The 20,140-nt window shown below is 46.5% G+C and carries 20 protein-coding genes and 1 tRNA gene; 9 read left to right on the top strand and 12 right to left on the bottom strand.

Translation table 11 applies throughout. The features are described 5' to 3' along the window. Positions 1 to 371 precede the first annotated feature (371 nt). Entirely contained in the window at positions 372 to 650 is a 279-nt protein-coding gene (gene yccX, locus DES54_RS13115; RefSeq protein WP_113868081.1) for an acylphosphatase, read from the top strand. A gap of 3 nt (positions 651 to 653) precedes the next feature. Here the strand turns inward: yccX and tusE are convergent, their stop codons facing one another. Beyond that, complete coding sequence (tusE, locus tag DES54_RS13110) at positions 654 to 983, bottom strand: sulfurtransferase TusE (protein WP_113868079.1); 330 nt, start codon at positions 981 to 983, stop codon at positions 654 to 656. Positions 984 to 1,109: 126 nt separating this feature from the next. Beyond that, positions 1,110 to 1,769 carry an FtsH protease modulator YccA gene (gene yccA / locus DES54_RS13105; protein ID WP_113868077.1) on the bottom strand — a complete coding sequence of 220 codons (660 nt, stop codon included), beginning with the start codon at positions 1,767 to 1,769 and terminating at the stop codon, positions 1,110 to 1,112. Positions 1,770 to 1,994: 225 nt separating this feature from the next. On the opposite strand from yccA, the gene DES54_RS13100 reads away from it, so the two are divergent. After that, positions 1,995 to 2,082 (top strand) — tRNA-Ser (locus DES54_RS13100). 331 nt (positions 2,083 to 2,413) lie between these two features. Here the strand turns inward: DES54_RS13100 and DES54_RS13095 are convergent. Then, complete coding sequence (locus DES54_RS13095; protein ID WP_113868075.1) at positions 2,414 to 2,725, bottom strand: hypothetical protein; 312 nt, start codon at positions 2,723 to 2,725, stop codon at positions 2,414 to 2,416. A gap of 272 nt (positions 2,726 to 2,997) precedes the next feature. Then, the gene (locus DES54_RS13090; protein ID WP_113868073.1) at positions 2,998 to 3,258 is read right to left on the bottom strand and encodes a biofilm development regulator YmgB/AriR family protein; all 261 of its coding nucleotides are present in this window, start codon (positions 3,256 to 3,258) and stop codon (positions 2,998 to 3,000) included. A 763-nt stretch (positions 3,259 to 4,021) separates the two neighbouring features. Here DES54_RS13090 and DES54_RS13085 point away from each other — a divergent pair. Next, on the top strand, positions 4,022 to 4,450 hold the full coding sequence (locus DES54_RS13085) for a universal stress protein (protein WP_113868070.1): 429 nt from the start codon (positions 4,022 to 4,024) through the stop codon (positions 4,448 to 4,450). A gap of 44 nt (positions 4,451 to 4,494) precedes the next feature. Here DES54_RS13085 and DES54_RS13080 read toward each other — a convergent pair whose 3' ends face one another. Both DES54_RS13080 and DES54_RS13075 read right to left on the bottom strand, forming a co-directional pair. Continuing rightward, on the bottom strand, positions 4,495 to 4,761 hold the full coding sequence (locus tag DES54_RS13080; RefSeq protein WP_113868068.1) for a DksA/TraR family C4-type zinc finger protein: 267 nt from the start codon (positions 4,759 to 4,761) through the stop codon (positions 4,495 to 4,497). 119 nt (positions 4,762 to 4,880) lie between these two features. Further along, positions 4,881 to 5,066, bottom strand: coding sequence for a GhoT/OrtT family toxin (locus tag DES54_RS13075; RefSeq protein ID WP_113868066.1), 186 nt, complete (start codon positions 5,064 to 5,066; stop codon positions 4,881 to 4,883). Between the two features lie 254 nt (positions 5,067 to 5,320). Between DES54_RS13075 and DES54_RS13070 the strand changes: the two genes are divergently transcribed. From DES54_RS13070 to mdoH, 5 genes are all read left to right on the top strand, one after another. Continuing rightward, entirely contained in the window at positions 5,321 to 5,599 is a 279-nt protein-coding gene (locus DES54_RS13070; protein WP_113868065.1) for a hypothetical protein, read from the top strand. 159 nt (positions 5,600 to 5,758) lie between these two features. After that, on the top strand, positions 5,759 to 6,022 hold the full coding sequence (locus DES54_RS13065; protein WP_113868063.1) for a hypothetical protein: 264 nt from the start codon (positions 5,759 to 5,761) through the stop codon (positions 6,020 to 6,022). A gap of 670 nt (positions 6,023 to 6,692) precedes the next feature. After that, a complete protein-coding gene (locus tag DES54_RS13055) occupies positions 6,693 to 8,363 on the top strand; it encodes a methyl-accepting chemotaxis protein (protein ID WP_113868059.1) in 1,671 nt (556 codons plus the stop codon). 509 nt (positions 8,364 to 8,872) lie between these two features. Further along, positions 8,873 to 10,381: a glucan biosynthesis protein G gene (locus DES54_RS13050; protein WP_113868057.1), complete on the top strand. Its 1,509-nt coding sequence runs from the start codon at positions 8,873 to 8,875 to the stop codon at positions 10,379 to 10,381. Further along, positions 10,374 to 12,923: a glucans biosynthesis glucosyltransferase MdoH gene (mdoH, locus tag DES54_RS13045; RefSeq protein ID WP_113868055.1), complete on the top strand. Its 2,550-nt coding sequence runs from the start codon at positions 10,374 to 10,376 to the stop codon at positions 12,921 to 12,923. Before DES54_RS13050 ends, mdoH begins: the two co-directional genes overlap by 8 nt. A gap of 64 nt (positions 12,924 to 12,987) precedes the next feature. Here mdoH and mdtG read toward each other — a convergent pair whose 3' ends face one another. The 3 genes from mdtG to DES54_RS13030 form a co-directional block, all read right to left on the bottom strand. Further along, complete coding sequence (gene mdtG / locus DES54_RS13040) at positions 12,988 to 14,214, bottom strand: multidrug efflux MFS transporter MdtG (RefSeq protein ID WP_113868053.1); 1,227 nt, start codon at positions 14,212 to 14,214, stop codon at positions 12,988 to 12,990. 212 nt (positions 14,215 to 14,426) lie between these two features. Continuing rightward, on the bottom strand, positions 14,427 to 15,347 hold the full coding sequence (locus tag DES54_RS13035) for a Kdo(2)-lipid IV(A) acyltransferase (RefSeq protein WP_113868087.1): 921 nt from the start codon (positions 15,345 to 15,347) through the stop codon (positions 14,427 to 14,429). Positions 15,348 to 15,704: 357 nt separating this feature from the next. After that, positions 15,705 to 16,799, bottom strand: a complete 1,095-nt coding sequence (locus tag DES54_RS13030) for an NADH:flavin oxidoreductase/NADH oxidase (protein WP_113868052.1) — start codon at positions 16,797 to 16,799, stop codon at positions 15,705 to 15,707. Between the two features lie 228 nt (positions 16,800 to 17,027). Here DES54_RS13030 and trhO point away from each other — a divergent pair, with 228 nt between their 5' ends. After that, positions 17,028 to 18,083 (top strand): oxygen-dependent tRNA uridine(34) hydroxylase TrhO, encoded by a 1,056-nt coding sequence (gene trhO, locus DES54_RS13025; protein ID WP_113868049.1) that lies wholly within the window; start codon positions 17,028 to 17,030, stop codon positions 18,081 to 18,083. A 74-nt stretch (positions 18,084 to 18,157) separates the two neighbouring features. On the opposite strand, the gene DES54_RS13020 is transcribed toward trhO, so the two are convergent. From DES54_RS13020 to bssS, 3 genes are all read right to left on the bottom strand, one after another. Beyond that, entirely contained in the window at positions 18,158 to 18,736 is a 579-nt protein-coding gene (locus DES54_RS13020) for a YceI family protein (protein ID WP_113868085.1), read from the bottom strand. 29 nt (positions 18,737 to 18,765) lie between these two features. Next, the gene (locus DES54_RS13015) at positions 18,766 to 19,320 is read right to left on the bottom strand and encodes a cytochrome b (RefSeq protein ID WP_113868047.1); all 555 of its coding nucleotides are present in this window, start codon (positions 19,318 to 19,320) and stop codon (positions 18,766 to 18,768) included. A 442-nt stretch (positions 19,321 to 19,762) separates the two neighbouring features. After that, positions 19,763 to 20,017: a biofilm formation regulator BssS gene (gene bssS, locus DES54_RS13010; protein WP_113868045.1), complete on the bottom strand. Its 255-nt coding sequence runs from the start codon at positions 20,015 to 20,017 to the stop codon at positions 19,763 to 19,765. Positions 20,018 to 20,140: the final 123 nt, after the last annotated feature.

Genomic DNA, 20,140 nt, shown 5'->3' with positions numbered 1-20,140 from the left:
TCTGCACTAAAATTTCTTTTTTTCATTGGAGCACCTGTGTTGTTCTGAGGTGAGCATATCACCTCTGTTCAGGTGGCCAAATTCAGTATTCCACTACACCTGGATACCCAAGAAGTTTATGACTGATCTACTGTCCGATACCAAATTTACAGATAATCATATAATCTCCTGAGCACACAATGACACCTTCTATATGTGGGCTAAATGGTTTTTTTCAAGTCGCTGCAGCGTGTCGCGTGGCTTTTATACAGCGTTTCCCCTGCTGACCATCATACTCAGAGTATGGTTTAAATCTGGCGAAGAAACAGTCTGGTGCATAGAATCTCGCTTAGCGAAAACGAGCAGCATGCTGATAGAAGAGGAGAGTACGGATGGCAACGTTATCAATCGCCGCCAATGTTTACGGGGTTGTTCAGGGCGTGGGCTTTCGTTACAGTACGCAGCGCCGCGCCATTGAACTCGGTGTCAACGGTTATGTCCGCAATAACGATGACGGGAGTGTGGAGGTCGTCGCTTGTGGTGAGCAGCGAGAGGTTGAACAATTGATTGACTGGTTGAAGAATGGTGGTCCGCGCAGCGCCAGTGTGGAAAAAGTACTGATCGAACCACGCGGGATAACCGATTACGATGGTTTTAAAATTCACTATTAGCGGTCAGATACATTTGACTGGTTTTGGCAAGCCCGCAATCTTGGTCGCTTGTTTCGCTGGCCCCTTCGGGAACAGACGATACAGATAACGACTATTGCCTTTCTCCTCGCCATACGTTTGCACCATCGCTTTAACCAGCATACGGATTGCTGGTGAAGTGTTGAACTCCAGATAGAATACCCGAACGAAACGTACCACTTCCCAATGTGCATCAGTAAGTTGAATGCCCTCTTGCTCAGCCAACCGCAACGCCAGCGTTTCATTCCAGTCAGCGCTGTCCATCAGATATCCCTGGGCATCGGTTTCAATGATACGGCCTGCAAACTCCAAAATAATTCCCCGGATGTAATACGATTGTACCGAAGTTTAGCAAAGTTTTTTCAGGCCAAGAACCTTTGGTTTGGACGAAAAAAAGCTCCAACAGTGTGGAGCTTTTTGAATTTACAACACTAAGGCGAATTAATCGTTACGCACAATGCCCAGGATACTTAACAGGCTGACAAAGATATTGTAGATCGAAACATACAGGCTAACGGTCGCGCGAATATAGTTGGTTTCGCCGCCGTGGATGATGTTACTGGTTTCCCAGAGGATCGCACCCGCTGAGAACAGGATGAACAGGGCGCTGATTGCCAGATGCAAGGCCGGGATTTGCAGGAACAGATTAGCAATGACCGCCACAATCAATACGACAAAACCTGCCATCAGCATACCGGACAGGAAAGACATGTCTTTGCGGGTGGTCAAAACATATGTTGAACAGCAGAAGAATACCAAAGCTGTGCCGCCCAGAGCCAACATCACGATATCACCTGCGCCAGATGAGATCAGCGTGCTTAAGATGGGACCAAGCGTATATCCCATAAAACCCGTCAACGCAAACGCGGCCAGAATGCCAGCCGGACTATTAGCCAGTTTATGGGTCAGGAACATCAAACCATAAAAACCCACCAGCATTAACAGTAAGCCGGGAGCCGGTAAATTAAGTACGGTGCTTGCGGTTGCGGTGACAGCGGAGAAGCCGAGAGTCAGCGACAACAAAAAATAGGTGTTACGCAACACTTTATGTGTGCTGAGTAGGGAGTTTTCACGTGTAGAAGAAACAACAATACGATCCATATAAGCGACTCTCTCTTTAAGGGTGCCATTATTCAATAGCAAAGAATAAATAGTTACAGATCGTTATTAAAGACGTTTTACCCTTCTTTACGCTATAAATCGCTAAATTTATGAGCGTTATGGCGATTTTACATGCGTTTGATACCAGGTAGATGATTTTTCAGGCGATTAAACGCAATGATACTTTACAACGTCTGGCACTCTGTTTATAGTGCGCCTCATTACGGAGGAGTGGCCGAGTGGTTGAAGGCACCGGTCTTGAAAACCGGCGACGCGAAAGCGTTCTAGAGTTCGAATCTCTACTCCTCCGCCAACAAATTCAACGGGTTAGCTTAGGCTAGCCCGTTTTCTTTTTGGTGGCTTGGCGTTACGTTGATCTTTTCCCAGAAAACCGTGCCAGCTAAATTAGAATTTTCGGTTCGTCTTTTTCTTCAAAAAACAATCCGTCATGCAGAAAACCCGTTTTACTTAGGAACAAATCGCTTTTGCCCTTAAACACTGGACGAAAACGACCTAACCATCTCCCGATTGATATCAGGAAATCAGCCCGCTACCGCAGCATCAGGCTGTGTTGTTCAAGATGTTCAGCCTGATGGATGTAGGCAGTACGGAGATTGCTCTTATCCATATGGCACATTTTGTATTTATAATGGACGTATAACCTGCACTTCATGCTGAAAAACGTAAGGATCGGATAAAAGGCAAAACTTATTATCTTCACGGTAGGTCACGGCGATATGATAATCCTCACCGGCAAAAGCCTTAACTGCATCAATGTCAGTCCAGTAAGTTGCAAGGAAAAAATGCTCCCAGTCCCCCTGAGTTACACGTTTGACAAAAGCGCCCTGGTTACCTTTGATATCTTGTGAATGCTTGACACCCGTTAATTGAAGATGAATTGCAAAGCTTTCCGCATGCTCCAGCGGCACACACCCGTGCCATGTTCTTACTATCATTGTCCGGCTCCGGTCATAATAGAACCAATAAATTAACCGAATGAAATAATAACAGGAAGATGTTGTCTCTGTCAGGCGCCGGCTATGAAACGCTTGATGTGCTGGTGTCCGCTGGCAAACCGCATTGGCATACACTCTTATTAGATGTGGTAAAAAAGGTATCTGCTGATGAATAAACTATCTATTTTTATTATATGCTGTCTGTATAAGGATAATGAAAGTGTATCTCATTGATGAAGCTATTGTTTTTAATTTAAATAACATAAAATAAATTAAATAACAAAGTCGTCCTGAGTTTTATGGACGATCAGTTGCAGTAAAGTACGATATCTGTCCAAAGTGATGGCATCTGTTTCGGTATCAATCCTATGGAGCAACTTTGAAATTATTGCTTTATTTGTCACTGCATCACCGCACTGGATTATTTCATCAACAATATGACCCAGCATTGTAATATCATTCATTTGATTTTCCGTATTCAAATAGTCTGATATTAGTTTATCGGCTTCTGACTGAAATGTGTTTTCATGCATAAATAATCCTCCAGGGTGAACATTTATTACCTTGGCTGGCATCTGACTCTAAGAACCACCGGAAAAAGGCAAGCCCAAAAGCGGCGAGCCTGTGATGAGATGATTAAATTAACTTTAGCGTATATCGGGTATAACCCCAAATATTTTTAAAGTTAAATTTTTTTAAGAAAAAATAATTGGTGAGTGATAAAAATAAAATGCAGGTTCAATAAATATATTATTGTTTTTTAACAAAATTTCGCTAATATTCTTGATTATACAGCCAGTCTTATTCAATTCTAGAGATTGGTAAATATTATGGTTTGGATATGGTTCAATAAATATAACTTAACATTTGTTATTTCATAAAAACCAGCATGAACGCTTAAATAATGTTTTTGCACGATAAGTGTTGCCCAACCGCTCATATCGTTTGATAAAGGGTTGAATCAATTATTTTATAACAAACCTGGCGGAGGAAATTGTTTTCGTATATGGCGGCAGCTTCAAAAATAAAACGTTTTATCAGCATGATGTGGTTCACGGTACAGAAACCATCGGCGGCCTGATCAAAATTATCGGCGTAAAACGACGCAGGAAATCCTTGCTACGTGGGACGTGTGTTGACGACAATGTGAAGGGATTGACGCGGTTTGGTTTTCAACGGCTGGGAGAAGCGCGGTTTATTCTATGAAAGGAAATTCACAAAGGTGAACAAGATCATATTTCTTATACATAAGGCAAGCTACGCTTTTTATATGAAGGGCCATAGTGAGGGGTTGCCATGTATAGCGCTATTTTAGTTCCCGTTGATATTACCGAAGAACAGTTAACCCAAAACGCACTTACCCATGCGGTAAGGTTAGCGAAAATGTCCAACGCTACTATTCATCTTTTTCATGCTCTTCCAGATGCATCCGCTTTTTTATCTGCCTATTCTTTCGGGATGAAGGAATTTGAGAATGAAGCTGTCGTCAAGGCTAACGATAAGCTGAAAGCGTTGGCAAAAAGCATTGATCTTCCGGCATCTCGCGTATCATTCAGTGTGAGTTTCGGCACACCACGAGATGAAGCTTTGCAATTGGCGGAAGAATTAAATGCTGATCTTATCGTGATAGGATCGCGCCGGCCTGACGTAAAAACGTATTTGCTTGGCTCAAATGCAGCTGCAATTGTGCGACATGCGAAAACGTCGGTATTAGTGATCCGTTAGTACGCAATCGGCTTGTTCAGATTGCTGAGCAAGCCGAAGTACTGCTATCTCAGTTGACTATCTTTACTGCCTCGCCGATTATAGCCGCTGTTTTGCGTCTGTTTTTTATCATATTGTTCCTGACATTGAATGCAATAGCGAACTCCCGGCAACGCATTACGCCGTGCCTCAGGGATCAGCGCACCGCATTCTTCACAGCAGCGGGCGCTTTTACCGTGATTTAACTGGCTACGTGCACGGGCGATTGCATCTTCTATCGTCGCATCAATTTGCTCCTGAACGGAACCATCACCTGACCAGCCACTCGCCATGATTATCTCCTCAGCGTCGCGTACCTCTATTCTCAGTATTGGGGAGATTTTAAGCGATTCAAGCGGACGTCTTAGTTTTTTGCAGGACAGAAAAAACGACCTTCCTTTCCTGGTAACCCTTAGAAAATAGAGAAGAGCAACACAACAGGAAAACTTAATGGCCACGTCAGCCCGATCAACAACGCGGCGAGTAATCGCATGGACCAGGATTTGTCTCTGCTTAGCAGTAAAGTCACCAGCATCGAAATCGCAAAACCGATGAAGTAAACAAGCTTAATGATTTCCCACACAGAGGAATGTGGCACGGATATTTCCTTTTGTATTTAACGCTCCCGCATTCTATGCTGTTAATATTCCATGATCAATTTTTTAACGCTGTGAATTCATAGATAATAATATGCAAAAAAAGATTTTGGATCCGCCACCGGGTTAAAGTTTGATGAATGAGATAGTTGTCACATAATTATCTGTTACAGAAATATTAATTTTTTGTTTCAGTATGGACTTTATTTAAAGACTGTTATAGTTTGATGCTTTATCACACGAGAAAGGGAATAAAATGAGTGAGATATCTAGCCTGTCGTTGAAAATCCCAATGGATCTGAAAGAGCAGATTAGAGTCGCCGCTCTTGAGAATAATGTCTCCATTAGTGCTGAAGTCTGTGCGCGACTACTCAAAAGCTTTGATGACAGCAATACTGCATCTATGCTTTCGGTGGAGTCTGTCGATAATCAGAGCACCGAAGAAGTGTCCGAGTCACCACTAACACAGAAAGAAATAAAAAGAATCAGAGAGTTACTGAAAATTAGGTCAAAGCATTCTTCAAAGAAAAAATAATTCATTATTGTGCGGCATGCTACGAGTCTGCTCTCACTCAGGCTGATAGCGTGCTATTTAGTATAACAAAAATCATTTTTTTGCGATATAGATCAATAAGGTTTCGTTTTTTTTGCCGATAAACGCTAATCATTGGATTAGTGGGAGGCAATTATATTTATGGGAACACTGAAAGAAACCTTGGTTTTCAGGCAAGATAATAATGTGGGTTCCCATCGGTATGAGATCTATAAGAATGACAGTAAAGGCGGTTTTTTTGCTGTTATCTACATGCAAAAAAATATTATTGCTGATGGTTCTTTTTTTATTACCTGGGTAATTGAAAATTCACATTATGATCTTAGATCACATTATATTCCCAATGCCAGAAAGGAATGCGAGTCTCACTGGAAAGAAAATTACCTTGTGATGAGATCATTATAAAATTAAATATATAATAGAAAGATAATTTTACTTTTTTCAAGGCCGGCATTATTAATGATGTCGGTTCGTTATTATGATAAATAGCACAGAAATAAATTTTATAAATTATTTCAATTTTCACCGATTCAAATTTTTATTCCAACAACCACGAATAACCCCATTTATCTAATAAATAGGTAAATTATCTATAATTGATCGATTAAATTGATATGTAGGTTAAATTTTTAAAATAAATAAATATAAAGAATAGCGATTCTGTGCCGATACCCCTCTCGGTGTATAAAGAAGTTGGTGGGTTCTCTATTTCTTTACCAGCATGATTAATTAATATTTATCACTAAACTTTACTGATAGGCTTTTATGATCTGCGTTGAGCGCTTTGTTTAAGCCTTGAGTTGTATTTATGCTATTTATCAGTTATTTAGAGTTGATGAATGCTTTTTTTTCGCCGTTGGCGACGATATTTAATGATATTGTCTCCTGGCGTTTAATTATGCTTATCACCAAATTTAATACATGCCAAGCCCAGTATTCAGGGGTTTTTAATATAAAAAGTACATTGAAATTATATATAGGCACTGACCAATAATGGCATCTCATCCGGTTTCTGCAATCAATGATGTGTGCGGGTTTTGGTGCGGATAGATAAGGATGAATAAAGGAGATTGATATGAGTTTATCCAACTGGCGTATAGGGTATCGACTGGGGGCAGGTTTTTCTTTTTTGCTATTGATGCTGCTGATAGTCGGCGGTATTACGATTTCTAAATTGACTGATTTTCAGAATAAAATGGATAGCATCGTTTCTCAAAGTTATCAGCTGACGCAGAAGGGTAATCAGCTTATTGATGAGTTGAACCGTTTTCTCAACAATCAGCAATTGCTTTTATTGCTCAAATCTCAAACAGAGATCAATCAGCAATTGGCATTGACCAAAGAGAGTTCATCCATAATATCCGGACTGATGAATGACCTGCAAAAATCGGTCAGTGATGAGAAGTCGCTCGTGATTTTGCAGAATATCGCGGAGATACGGCGTGAATTTCTTGGTTCAACAAATAAACTCACCACCTTTATCCTGGCTGGAAACACCGACGAGGCATTGGCGGAATACTTCAATATTACCCGCATGAGCCAGCAAAGATATATAGAGAAGGTCACTGAGTTTATCGATGTGCAGGATGACAACATGGGCATCGCCGCACAAGACGTGGCGGCCAGCTACCATGAGACATTAATTCTGCTGACTATCATTATTATCACCAGTGTGATTATAGGCTTGATCATCGCCACTCTGATTACCCGCAGCGTGACACATCCTATAAAAGAAGCGTTGGTGGTGGCGGAAAATGTGGCGCAAGGCGATTTGACGTCAGAAATTCGTATCAACCGTAAAGATGAAACCGGCATGCTGTTGACGGCATTGCATCATATGAACATCAGCCTGCGGCAGATTGTCAGCCAGGTCAGAGATGGCGCTGAAACCATTTCGAGTGCGGCGTCACAGATTGCGGCGGGTAATCAGGATCTTTCCGCCAGAACGGAGGAGCAGGCGAGTTCTCTGGAGGAAACCGCATCGTCAATGGAGCAATTGACGTCCACCATCAAAAATACGGCTGATAATACCGTTCAGGCTACCTCGCTGGCTGCGAGCACATCAGAAACAGTGCAAAAAAGCGGCGATATGATGTCCAGAGTGACGCAAGAAATGCGCGGCATCAGAGACTCCTCGCAGCGGATGTCGGAAATTATCGGCGTGATTGACGGTATCGCTTTTCAAACCAATATTCTGGCGTTGAATGCCGCTGTGGAAGCGGCCCGTGCGGGTGAGCAGGGCCGAGGGTTTGCGGTCGTCGCCAGCGAAGTCCGAGCGCTGGCGCAACGCAGCGCGACAGCAGCCAAAGAAATCAAAGAGCTAATCGATGATTCTTTTCAAAAGGTTCAGGCCGGTATGGGGCTGGTGGAGGAGACTGGCGTCACAATGAATTCTCTGGTGACAAATGTGCAGGGGGTCAACGACATCATTAGTGAGATAGCTCAGGCTAGCCGCGAGCAAAGTGATGGCATTAATCAAATTAATCTGGCGGTCGGACAGATCGACACTACTACCCAGCAGAATGCGGCTTTGGTCGAAGAGTCCGCGGCTGCTGCGCTCTCGTTGCAGGATCAGGCGCATAACCTGACCCAGACAGTCAGTCTTTTCAAACTCGGCTCAGCTTTCACTGGCCCGGCTAGCGGTCAAAAACCACAAACATCGGTCCTGCTTGCCGCCAAAAGTACGGCGAATACAGGCGAGAAAGAGAAGAAAATCGGGGAGCCGGCAGACTGGACTTCGTTCTAATCCGTTTAACGTAAATTTGCCAAACCGCCATGGAAGCATTCAATGGCGGTTTTTTCTTATCCACCAATTTTTTAAAAACGCGGAACAACAAAATCAATCATCATGCGGGGATTAAATATGGATTAAGACTTTTCCCATACGGTGTCTGAAAAAAGAATTTTCAGATTGTTCGGACCGCCGTTATTTTACTGACAAATACTGACGAAGAACCGCTGAAGCGGTGTATCATCCGCGATGACAAGCGTTTGAGCGGATTGTCTGTCAGATGTTATTCTTAATGAAGACGGCAATAGGGAATATTCGTTTTCTATTTTTCTGTCTGAAGTGCGCTTTTTTAGGTGTTCTGGTTGTTTTAACGCTGACCTATTATGATGAACCAAGTTGTCGGAAAGCTAACTTATCCTTTAATATGGATTTTAGTTGATTGAAGCACACGTATAGGGGGAGTTGTGCTGGTTAATAAATCTGGAGTTAAACAGCGGGTTGTCAGCCTTCGCTGGCTTTCAGCGATGGTTATGTTGTCTTTAAGCGCAACACCGGCTTGGGCATTTTCTATTGACGATGTTGCAAAAGAGGCAGAAAAGCTGGCGGCTAAGAGTTTTGAAGCGCCGAAAAGTAATCTTCCGGCGCAATTTCGGGATATGAAATTTGCGGATTATCAGCAGATTCTTTTCAACAACGAAAAATCATACTGGAACACGTTACAGACGCCATTCAAACTTCAGTTCTACCATCAGGGTATGTATTTCGATACGCCGGTCAAAATTAATGAGGTGACGGCGACGACAGTCAAGGAGATTAAATATTCAACAGATTATTTTAATTTCGGCTCTGTCAAACATGATCCTGAAACGGTGAAGAACCTTGGCTTCGCTGGCTTCAAAATTCTTTATCCCATCAACAAAGCGGATAAGGACGATGAAATCGTCAGTATGCTGGGCGCGAGCTATTTTCGGGTGGTCGGGAAAGGCCAGATTTATGGGTTGTCCGCGCGTGGTCTGGCTATCGATACGGCGTTGCCTTCCGGTGAGGAGTTTCCTCGCTTCCGTGAGTTCTGGATTGAGCGTCCGAAACCGAATGACAAACATCTGGTGATTTTCGCTCTACTGGATTCGCCGCGTGCGACGGGCGCATACCGCTTCATTGTCTATCCGGGAAGCGATAGTGTGGTCGATGTCCAGTCCAAAGTCTTCTTGCGTGACAATGTCGGCAAGCTGGGTGTGGCTCCGCTGACCAGTATGTTCCTGTTTGGGCCGAATCAGCCTTCCCCTACGCTCAACTATCGTCCGGCGCTGCATGACTCTAATGGCCTGTCGATCCATGCCGGTAATGGCGAATGGATTTGGCGTCCGTTGAACAACCCCAGACACTTGTCTGTTAGCACCTATGCGGTGGAAAATCCTAAAGGGTTCGGTCTGCTGCAACGTGGCCGTGATTTCTCCGCTTACGAAGATCTGGATGATCGTTATGATTTGCGCCCAAGCGGATGGATCGAGCCGAGAGGCGAATGGGGCAAAGGTAAAGTCGAACTGGTAGAGATTCCGACGGCTGATGAAACCAACGATAATATCGTTGCGTTCTGGACGCCGGATGTGTTGCCTGAAACCGGTAAACCGCTGGAAATGCGTTATCGCCTGCATTTCACCCTTAATGAAGACCAGTTGCACTCGCCGGAAATCGCCTATGTTCAGCAAACCCGTCGCTCTACCGGGGATGTGAAGCAGTCGAATCTGATCCGTCAACCCGATGGTTCCATCGCTTTCCTGGTGGATTTTGTCGGTCCGCAGATGAAGGAGATGGATGAGACGACGCCTGTCACTTCTCAGGTCAGCATCGGCGACAATGGTGAAATTGTTGAGAACAGCGTTCGTTATAACCCGGTGACTAAGGGGTGGCGTCTGACATTGCGTCTACGCGTGAAAGACAATAAGCAGCCAACAGAAATGAGGGCGGCGCTGGTTAATGGTGAAACGACATTGACTGAAACCTGGAGCTATCAGCTACCTGCTAATGAATAAGTCAACTTCTCATCTCGGTTATATTGAAAAATTGCCCCTGTCTGCCGAGCAGACAGGGGTTCTGCATGAAAAGCTCGCGCCATCAGATAAGAACGAACAGTCTGTATTGCATCAGGTTTTGTCCGAAGGCAAACAGGTTAATATTCATTCAGAAGATGATGCGGCGCTGAAATCGGTTAAGACCCGGCTGGAAATGGCCTGGCCGGATGGATTAAACGGCGGTAAGCAACTGGGTAAAGACAGGGAAGGGCGGACAGCATTGAAGGCCATGCCGACAATTACCCGCTCTTCCATGTTTCCTGATATCTGGCGAACTAATCCGTTAGTGCGATGGTGGGAAAGTCTGCTGGGGCGCTCAGCACCGCCTCGTCGTCATTCCAGTCCGGAAGAACGAATTGCTGAAAATCGCTGGCGTATGGTCGGTACGATGCGCCGCTATGTCCTGTTGATCCTGACGCTTTTCCAGACGGCGATTGCCACGTGGTACATGAAGACTATTCTGCCTTATCAGGGTTGGGCGCTGATTGACCCGTTCGAAATGGCCGGGCAGCCTTTGACGCGTTCACTGATGCAGATCCTTCCCTATGTTCTGCAAAGCGGCATTCTGGTTCTGTTCGCTGTATTGTTCTGTTGGGTTTCCGCCGGGTTCTGGACGGCACTGATGGGCTTTTTGCAACTGTTAATCGGACGCGACAAATACAGCATTTCATCGACCACGGTGGGGGATGAACCACTCAACCCGGATCATCGCACCGCCTTGATCATGCCTATCTGCAATGAGGATGTAGAGCGCGTGTTCGCGGGGTTGCGAGCTACATATGAATCCGTGGAAGCGACCGGCATGCTTGAGCACTTCGATATCTATGTGCTGAGCGACAGCGACGACCCGGATACGTGTATTGCGGAACAAAAAGCCTGGATGGAGCTTTGCTGCGATGTCGGCGGCGCGGGGCGTATTTTTTACCGCCGCCGCCGTCGCCGTGTGAAACGTAAGAGTGGCAACATTGATGACTTCTGCCGTCGTTGGGGCAATCAATACAGCTACATGGTAATCCTCGACGCCGATAGTGTCATGAGCGGCGAATGTCTGACATCACTCGTCCGACTGATGGAAGCAAACCCGAACGCAGGGATTATACAGTCTTCGCCGAAAGCGTCAGGCATGGATACTCTCTATGCGCGTTGCCAGCAGTTCGCCACCCGTGTTTACGGGCCGCTGTTCACCGCCGGACTGCATTTCTGGCAATTGGGTGAATCCCATTATTGGGGACATAACGCCATCATCCGGGTGAAGCCGTTTATTGAACATTGTGCGCTGGCCCCGTTGCCAGGCGAAGGTTCATTTGCCGGCGCTATCCTTTCACACGACTTCGTTGAAGCGGCGCTGATGCGTCGTGCGGGGTGGGGAGTCTGGATTGCGTATGATCTGCCGGGAAGCTATGAAGAGTTGCCGCCGAATCTGCTGGACGAATTGAAGCGCGACCGCCGTTGGTGTCATGGTAACCTCATGAACTTCCGTCTTTTTCTGGTCAAAGGGATGCATCCGGTACACCGTGCCGTATTCCTCACCGGGGTGATGTCTTATCTGTCAGCGCCGTTATGGTTCATGTTCCTGATGTTATCGACGGCTTTGCAGGTGGTGCATACCTTGATGGAACCGCAATACTTCCTGCAACCAAGACAGCTATTTCCCGTCTGGCCGCAATGGAGACCGGAACTCGCCATCGCACTATTCTCAACAACGCTGGTGCTGTTGTTTCTGCCAAAATTGTTAAGTGTGATTTTGATTTGCGCGAAAGGCGCGAAAGCTTATGGCGGCGTGTTCCGTTTATTCGTTTCGTTGTTGATGGAAATGCTGTTTTCGGTGCTTCTGGCGCCAGTCAGAATGCTGTTCCATACCGTTTTTGTGGTTAGCGCGTTCCTTGGCTGGTCTGTCCAATGGAAATCGCCGCAACGTGATGACGACGCCACCCCCTGGGGAGAGGCCTTTGTCCGTCACGGCTCCCAGTTGGCGTTGGGGCTGGTTTGGGCTATCGGTATGGCGTGGCTGGATCTGCGTTTCCTGTGGTGGCTTGCGCCGATCGTATTCTCATTGATCCTGTCGCCGTTTGTCTCGGTTTACTCTAGCCGTGCCTCGTTGGGGCTTGTTTGTAAACGTGCCAAATTATTGCTGATCCCGGAAGAATACGAACCGCCGCGTGAGCTTGTCGCAACGGATAGATATTGCCAGTTGAATCGCCAACGTAAACTGGAAAACGGTTTCATGCAGGCGGTGTTTGATCCTTCCATCAATGCGCTTGCCAGCGCGATGGCAACCGCGCGTCATCGTTTTAGTCAGGCGATTGATGAGGTGCGTGAGCAGCGTGTTCGTGATGCGCTGAGTCGCAAACCCGAAGACGTCGATAACAAGCAGCGTTTGGCGCTGCTCAGCGATCCGGTGATGATTTCCCGTCTGCATTACCATGTATGGCAGCAGCCTGAAGAGTATGCGGCATGGTCTGACGATTATCGGAAACTCTCGGCTCCTTTGATCAAAGCCTGATATTTCCTCAAACGATAGATAAAAAGCAACGGCTTTGGCTGTTGCTTTTTTTTACTTGTCTTTTTTATTCTCCCGGCAATTCAACTCTGGATGTGCGGCGTTGCAGGCTGCGCCAGGAGTAGATGACATTAATGAAAACGATTAGCGCCGTCACGATAAATACCGCACGGAAGCCATAATTAGCTGAAATGACCGAGCCGATGATCGGCCCGGTGACATTACCTACGTCGCGAAATGACTGGTTATAGCTGAATATTCGTCCGGCAACCTGATGAGAAGAGTGATAAATCAACAGCGTTTGCACCGCCGGCAGCAATGCGCCGTCTGCTGCGCCCAATAAAAACCGCAGTATGCCCAGTTGCCAGGGCGTTTGAACAAATGCCATGGGAATAAGCAGCAGAACAGACAGAATCAGCATGGCGATGAGAATACGTTCCGGGCCTATTTTATCACCCAATCTGCCGAGTCTGGGGGCGCTGAGCAGCGCTGACACGCCGGGGATCGCGGCGATCATGCCGCTGATAAAAGCCAGATTCTGCGTGGTGCCAGCCAGATCGCGAACAAACAGCGTGAGAATGGGCGCGACCGAACCCGTCGCGACCTGGATAATCAGCGTCGTGATGAATAGGCTTAAAATCAGTCTGGGATTCTTCAGGGACGTCATCACCTGACGCCCGCTGAGCATGTCTTTTTTACGTACTGCGGTAAAACGTTCCTGCACGAATAACCACGTAATCAGAAAACAGATAAACAGTACGCTGGCGGTGATGAAAAAAACGGGACGTAACCCGTAGGTGTCCGCCAGATAGCCGCCGATCAGCGGGCCGATTAATGCGCCGCTCACCGCGCCGGTCGATAGCGTTCCCAATGCCCATCCACTCTTATTGCGCGGCACCTGCGTGGCGATCAAGGCATTTGCATTGGGAACAAAACCACCCAAAATGCCAAGCACTGCCCGCAAGAACAGAAACTGCCAGATGTTTTGGGCTAATCCCATCAGGATCATGACGATACACATCCCCAGCGCTGAACGTAGCAGCATCAGTTTGCGGCCTTTGCGATCGGCAAGCCGTCCCCAGAAGGGCGCGGCGATAGCGGAAAAGAGAAATGTGATACTGAAAACAAGCCCCGACCATATGTTTAGCGCACTATGGCCCGTGATACCGAGTTGTTCGACATAGAGGGGGAGGAATGGCATGACAAGGCTGAATGCAACACCGGTAAAAAAGCAACCCAGCCAAGTGACATAAAGGTTACGCTTCCAATCAATCGGTTCCGTTTCTGGCGTCATAATTTTCCGGGCATGTTATTGCTATTTTTGGATGAAGGGCGAGCGGCAAAGCGAAAATATTTACATAGCAGGCAATGGATTTAGTATGAACCGCTTACCGGATATCGGCAAGGCGATCGTACCAGTTTAGCAAAAATGCTTTAATTTTTCAGGCAGATGACGCTCAGGTGCAGCACCCTCCACGCCGTTGTCGTGGAGGGATGGCGGGACGATTAATAGAGTGAGGGCTCACCTGTCGGACGCGTTTTAAAACGACGGTGCAACCACATGTATTGGTCGGGCGCCAGCATAATATTTTGTTCAACGATTTTGTTCATCCATGCTGCGGCCACGGTTTCGTTTTCCACCGGAATATCCAATTCCGCTGGTTGGATCAGTAATTCGTATCCGCGCCCATTCGGTAAACGCCGGGGAACAAAAGGCACAATAGCCGGACGCGCTGCTTTGGCCAGCATATAGCTTCCTACTGTGGTCGCCGCTTTATCCACCGCAAACAGGGGAACGAATACGCTGCTGCGCGGGCCATAGTCATGATCCGGCGCGTACCAGATGATTTCCCCTTGTTTCAGCGCCCGAATCATCCCTTTCAGATCTTTACGATCCAGCATGGTTTTATTCGACCGCAGTCGGCCCCAGGTTTGGAGCCAATCAATCAATTTATTATCGTTGGGGCGATAGACACCGATACCCGCGTTTTTCATGCCGAAGATACGCGCGCCCAGTTCCAGCGTCAGAAAATGCAGACCGATCAGCAGAATGCCGCGATTTTGTTCCCGCAGCGGCTGCATATGCTCAAAACCCTTGATGCTGAACCAACGTTCAATACGCCAGTCTGGCCAGAACCAGGCCATACCGGTTTCAAGCAGGCCCATCCCGACGGCCTCGAAATTCTTTTTGACCAACTCATGGCGTTCCGCCAGTGGCATGTCGGGGAAGCAAAGTTCAATATTCCGGGTGGTAATTTCAACACGCCGTGGCAGCAAACGCATGGATAGCCGCCCCAGTCGGGTGCCTAACCAATACAGCAAGGGATAAGGCAATAGCACGACGAGATAAAGCATGCCGATACCCAGCCAGGTTACCCAGTAACGCGGGTGCAACAGTGAACGATTAAAATAAGGGATTTGTGTCATGGCCTTAGTATCAACATTTTGGTGCGTATCAGCACACATACCGTTAAAAAGAATGAATATATCCGCCATCTTTCAGGTCTGGGCTACCTTTTCATCCCGTCACACCGTTGAGTATGAGACAAGGGAACGAGCAGCCGATTTCGGCGCCTTGAAATCTGTTGGCTATAAAGTTTTACCCAGCAGGGTAAAGTATTGCGGCAGTTTCATAAGAAAACAAATTGGCAACGTGTTTCAGCCTGATTTTTATACAAAAAATGGAGCAAACGTAATGATATCATCTCCTGATGCGGTTTTTTAACCTTTGGTGGTGTTACGGAAGGATAGAACCGGCAACCCATCAGGATTGCCGATCATGCATCACTGCTTAAATATATTTTTGGCATAACGAGGTTCACTACGCCAGTATTGCGGCGGCGCACTGACTTGAGCACCTAGCCTGACTGCCGCGTGCCACGGCCAGCGCGGGTTGAACAGTATGGCGCGAGCCAACCCTACAGCATCGGCCTCGCCCGTTGCGACAATGGCTTCAGCCTGTTCAGGTTCGGTGATCAATCCGACGGCAATCGTAGTAATGCCGACTTCCTGTTTGATTCGCTGGGCGTAAGGCACCTGATAGTTTGGCGCCGGGTGAATCTCCTGTTTTGCAGACATTCCGCCGCTGGAGACATGAATAAAATCGCATCCTAATTCATGCAACGCTTTACTGAGTTCAAGGGATTGCGCTAAATCCCAGCCACCGTCGACGCCGTCTGTTGCTGAGATTCGCACACCCACCGCTTTATGAGCAGGGAAGACGTCACGAACCGCCCGGTAAACTTCCAGCAGCAAACGCTGACGGTTCTGCAATAAGCCGCCGTATTCGTCCGTGCGCTGATTGGCCAATGGAGACAGGAACTGATGTAGTAAATATCCATGAGCAGCGTGAAGTTCTATCAAATCAAAACCGAGACGATCCGCGCGCCTGGCCGATTCAACAAAAGCAGTGATCAATTCACGAATCTGCTGCTGCGACATTGCGAGCGGCGCATCGTCAGTTTCATTGTAGGGGATGGCGGAGGGCGCCACCGTCTGCCAGCCGCCTTGCCCTGCGCGCAGAAATGCGCGATTGCCCCACGGAACGTCCGTTGACGCTTTGCGGCCAGCATGCGCCAGTTGTATGCCCAATGGCATGTCAGAGTAGCGCTTTACTGCCTGGATCACTGGCGCGAGCGCCTGTTCAGTCACGTCATCCCATAATCCCAGATCTTTGGGCGAGATGCGGCCTTCCGGTGCGACCGACGTTGCTTCTATGATGAGTAGCCCCGCGCCGGAATGCGAAAGGTTTCCCAGGTGCATGGTATGCCACGCGGTTGCTTTGCCTTCATCCGCTGAGTATTGGCACATTGGCGCAATGATGATTCGGTTCGGTAGCGTGAGTTTACCAAGCGAAACGGGAGAGAATAGCTGACTCATAGTGACGACCTTAGATTGTGATTTACTCATTAGATTTGGAGAACACACTCCAGATTAACAGTATGGCGTCCTGCGTATAATGCGATAACTATTTCATACTCTCTCTACAATTGCACACACTGACAGCCGTCACGTGATCAGGTATGATGCGGGCGCTTTTGTCCGCCAGAGAGAATCCAGGCGGCTAAAAGCACTCATTTACCTCAATGCAGACAGGAAAAGTACACCATGCCAGTGTTACATAACCGGGTTTCCAATGAGGAACTGAAAGCGCGTATGCTTGCGGAAACCGAGCCGCGCACCACAGTTTCTTTTTATAAATATTTTACGATTGATGAGCCGCAAGCATTTCGCGACCGTCTGTATATTCAATTTGAGCAGTTACAGGTCTTTGGCCGCGTTTACATTGCGTCTGAAGGTATCAATGCGCAAATCAGTGTTCCCAGTAATCAGTTTGAGGCATTTAAATCGACGCTGTTCAATATGCATCCTGCTCTTGATCAAATTCGGCTGAATATTGCGCTGGACGATGATGGTAAATCATTCTGGGTATTGCGCATGAAGGTGCGCAATCGCATTGTGGCGGATGGTATTGACGACCCCACCTTTAACCCGGCTAAGGTGGGCCAGTATCTGCAAGCTGAGCAGGTCAACGCAATGGCGGAGGACCCGAACACGCTATTCGTTGATATGCGTAATCACTATGAGTACGAAGTCGGGCATTTTGAAAATGCGCTGGAAGTTCCCTCCGATACGTTTCGTGAACAATTGCCTATGGCGGTAGAAATGCTCAATGAAGCGCGTGACAAAAATATCGTCATGTATTGCACCGGAGGCATTCGTTGCGAGAAGGCGAGTGCCTATATGCTGCATCATGGTTTTAAAAATGTTTATCATGTTGAAGGCGGTATTATTGAGTACGCACGTCAGGCGAAAGCAAAAGGGTTGCCGTTGAAGTTTATGGGTAAAAACTTTGTTTTTGATGAGCGTATGGGAGAGCGTATTTCTGATGATGTGATAGCCCATTGTCATCAGTGCGGCGCGCCCAGCGACAGTCACACCAACTGCTGTAACCAAGGTTGTCATTTGCTGTTTATTCAGTGTCCGTCATGTGCTGAAAAATATCATGGATGTTGTAGTCTAAACTGTCAGGAAGAGATGAAGCTTCCAATGGAAGAACAGCGGGTAAGGCGTAGCGGACGTGAAAACGGGATGAAGGCCTTTAATAAATCGAAAGGATTATTGAAGTCGGCTTTGCATTATTCCCGGACCATCATCCGATGAGTAGATGAAGCCTGTTTGAAACAAGCCCTTTATTATAAAAGGGCTTGTCGGGTATTTCGGTTGCTACGGAAAACTTATTTCTGACGAACACCTTCGACAGAAATAATCAATTCCACTTCCTGTGATGCGGGACCCAGATCAGTGGTAATGTTGAAGTCTTTCAGCTTGATGGTGCCTTCAGCTTCAAAACCGGCACGATAACCGCCCCAGGGATCATCACCTTGGCCCATCAGTTTCGCTTCCAGTTTCACTGGTTTGGTGACGCCATTCAGCGTCAGATTACCCGTGATATCAAACTCATCATCACCGTCTTTTTTCACTTCAGTAGATGTAAAGGTTGCTTGCGGATATTTGGTTACATTCAAGAAATCCGCACTGCGGATATGCTTGTCACGCTCTGCGTGATTGGTATCGACACTATTGGTATTGATGGTGACATTCACTTTATCTGCCGCAGGGTTCTTTTCATCAAAAGTGAAAGAACCATCGAAATCATTAAAACCGCCATAAATCCAGCTATAGCCGAGATGTTTGATGCGAAATTGAACAAACGCATGCTGGCCTTCTTTATCCAATTTGTACTCAGCGGCCAGTGCGGAACTGGCGGAAGCAAGTAAAGAAAAGGCTGTCAGGCCCAATAATGTTTTCTTCAGCATTGTTTTTTCTCCATAAATCCAGAAAGTTAAGAGATGTTGCGACCCAACATCCGTTTCAACGTGGTGTCACCATCAATAAAATGGTGCTTTAATGCGGCTAACCCGTGCAGGACTGAGAGAATAACCACCGCCCAGGCAAGATAAAGATGCACGGTGCCTGCGATATCGGCTTGATCCGTCAAACCGCTTAATGTGGCTGGTATAGAAAACCAGCCAAACACTGAAACAGGTTGCCCTTCGGCAGTCGAGATCAGATAGCCGCTGATTAAAATGCCCAGCAGTACAACATACAAGGCAATATGCGCTAGCGTGGCGCTGATGCGTGTAAGCGTGGAATAGCTGTTTAACGGCGCGGGCGGCGGCGAGATGAAACGCCAGACGAGGCGAAAGATGATCAACGCAAACAGGAGAACGCCGATACTTTTATGAATTTCCGGCGCCCGATGGTACCAATCGTTATAGTATCCCAGTGTTACCATCCACAACCCTAACGCAAACATGCCATAGATAGTGAGTGCGGATATCCAGTGAAGAAGAATGCTGACATGCCCGTAGCGGGACGAGGTATTACGCCAAAGCATGGTGATAGCTCCTTGTTACATAGATAACATGATCAACGTGGAAAAAATTAAACATGAAAAAAAACAAATGCAAAATAAAATTTCAAAAAAACACATTATTGTAACTTTCAGCAAAAATTTTGAATTTAAATTCGAGCCTCATTCAATGCAATCAACATAGATGATAAGGGTATTACGTATTTATCAGTAAACGTTTCAATACAGACAAGGCAGATCATAGTATCTCAGCATTAAATTCTCCACTTCATCATTTGTTTATTCGTTGAATAATGATGCAGTCCGTGATTATTTATTATGCAGCGTTGAGCAAAATTATGGTGGTGTGATTTTAGGATATGGCGCTTTGTATTAAAAATAACAACACCGCCAATGAAAGCGGTGTTGTCATTATAGCTAGGTGATGAGATAAATCTGTACTCAAAATTACAAGCGAAATCAACAGCTAATGTTTACGGTAGTCACTGGACTGACAATCCGTGGATTCAATCTTCGCAATGCCAGCTTCAAGAATGTATATCAATTGTCTGGCCACATCTGTTGTTAACCATAGCGTGCGGTCAACTTGCGCTTCGTCAGGTGCTTGATCCGAGGTGGACAAGTAGTGTAAACGGATCATCATGGCATCATAACTGTCAACGGTGCTGATGTCCCAACCTACAAGAGGATGTGTCTGAATAACTTCATTTTTTCTATCCATAATTACCCCTTATTGACTAGTTACTAACATGAGTGACAAACGAGGTTTAGGCGGCTCTTTATTTACCAGAGCAACTTAAGTATATCCTTGCTTATTTAATTTATGGAAAATAGTTTCAATTTT

The organism is Brenneria salicis ATCC 15712 = DSM 30166 (assembly GCF_003315515.1).
GTDB classification, from domain to species: domain Bacteria; phylum Pseudomonadota; class Gammaproteobacteria; order Enterobacterales; family Enterobacteriaceae; genus Brenneria; species Brenneria salicis.
The sequence above is the reverse complement of the archived record's forward strand: the minus strand, read 5'-3'. Positions and strand labels throughout refer to the sequence as shown.

Coding starts and splice junctions, on each gene's coding strand:
- yccX (WP_113868081.1), top strand. CDS start 372: ATGGCAACGTTATCAATCGCCGCCAATGTTTACGGGGTTGTTCAGGGC.
- yccA (WP_113868077.1), bottom strand. CDS start 1,769: ATGGATCGTATTGTTGTTTCTTCTACACGTGAAAACTCCCTACTCAGC.
- DES54_RS13095 (WP_113868075.1), bottom strand. CDS start 2,725: ATGATAGTAAGAACATGGCACGGGTGTGTGCCGCTGGAGCATGCGGAA.
- DES54_RS13090 (WP_113868073.1), bottom strand. CDS start 3,258: ATGCATGAAAACACATTTCAGTCAGAAGCCGATAAACTAATATCAGAC.
- DES54_RS13085 (WP_113868070.1), top strand. CDS start 4,022: ATGTATAGCGCTATTTTAGTTCCCGTTGATATTACCGAAGAACAGTTA.
- DES54_RS13080 (WP_113868068.1), bottom strand. CDS start 4,761: ATGGCGAGTGGCTGGTCAGGTGATGGTTCCGTTCAGGAGCAAATTGAT.
- DES54_RS13070 (WP_113868065.1), top strand. CDS start 5,321: ATGAGTGAGATATCTAGCCTGTCGTTGAAAATCCCAATGGATCTGAAA.
- DES54_RS13065 (WP_113868063.1), top strand. CDS start 5,759: ATGGGAACACTGAAAGAAACCTTGGTTTTCAGGCAAGATAATAATGTG.
- DES54_RS13055 (WP_113868059.1), top strand. CDS start 6,693: ATGAGTTTATCCAACTGGCGTATAGGGTATCGACTGGGGGCAGGTTTT.
- DES54_RS13050 (WP_113868057.1), top strand. CDS start 8,873: ATGGTTATGTTGTCTTTAAGCGCAACACCGGCTTGGGCATTTTCTATT.
- mdoH (WP_113868055.1), top strand. CDS start 10,374: ATGAATAAGTCAACTTCTCATCTCGGTTATATTGAAAAATTGCCCCTG.
- mdtG (WP_113868053.1), bottom strand. CDS start 14,214: ATGACGCCAGAAACGGAACCGATTGATTGGAAGCGTAACCTTTATGTC.
- DES54_RS13035 (WP_113868087.1), bottom strand. CDS start 15,347: ATGACACAAATCCCTTATTTTAATCGTTCACTGTTGCACCCGCGTTAC.
- DES54_RS13030 (WP_113868052.1), bottom strand. CDS start 16,799: ATGAGTCAGCTATTCTCTCCCGTTTCGCTTGGTAAACTCACGCTACCG.
- trhO (WP_113868049.1), top strand. CDS start 17,028: ATGCCAGTGTTACATAACCGGGTTTCCAATGAGGAACTGAAAGCGCGT.
- DES54_RS13015 (WP_113868047.1), bottom strand. CDS start 19,320: ATGCTTTGGCGTAATACCTCGTCCCGCTACGGGCATGTCAGCATTCTT.
- bssS (WP_113868045.1), bottom strand. CDS start 20,017: ATGGATAGAAAAAATGAAGTTATTCAGACACATCCTCTTGTAGGTTGG.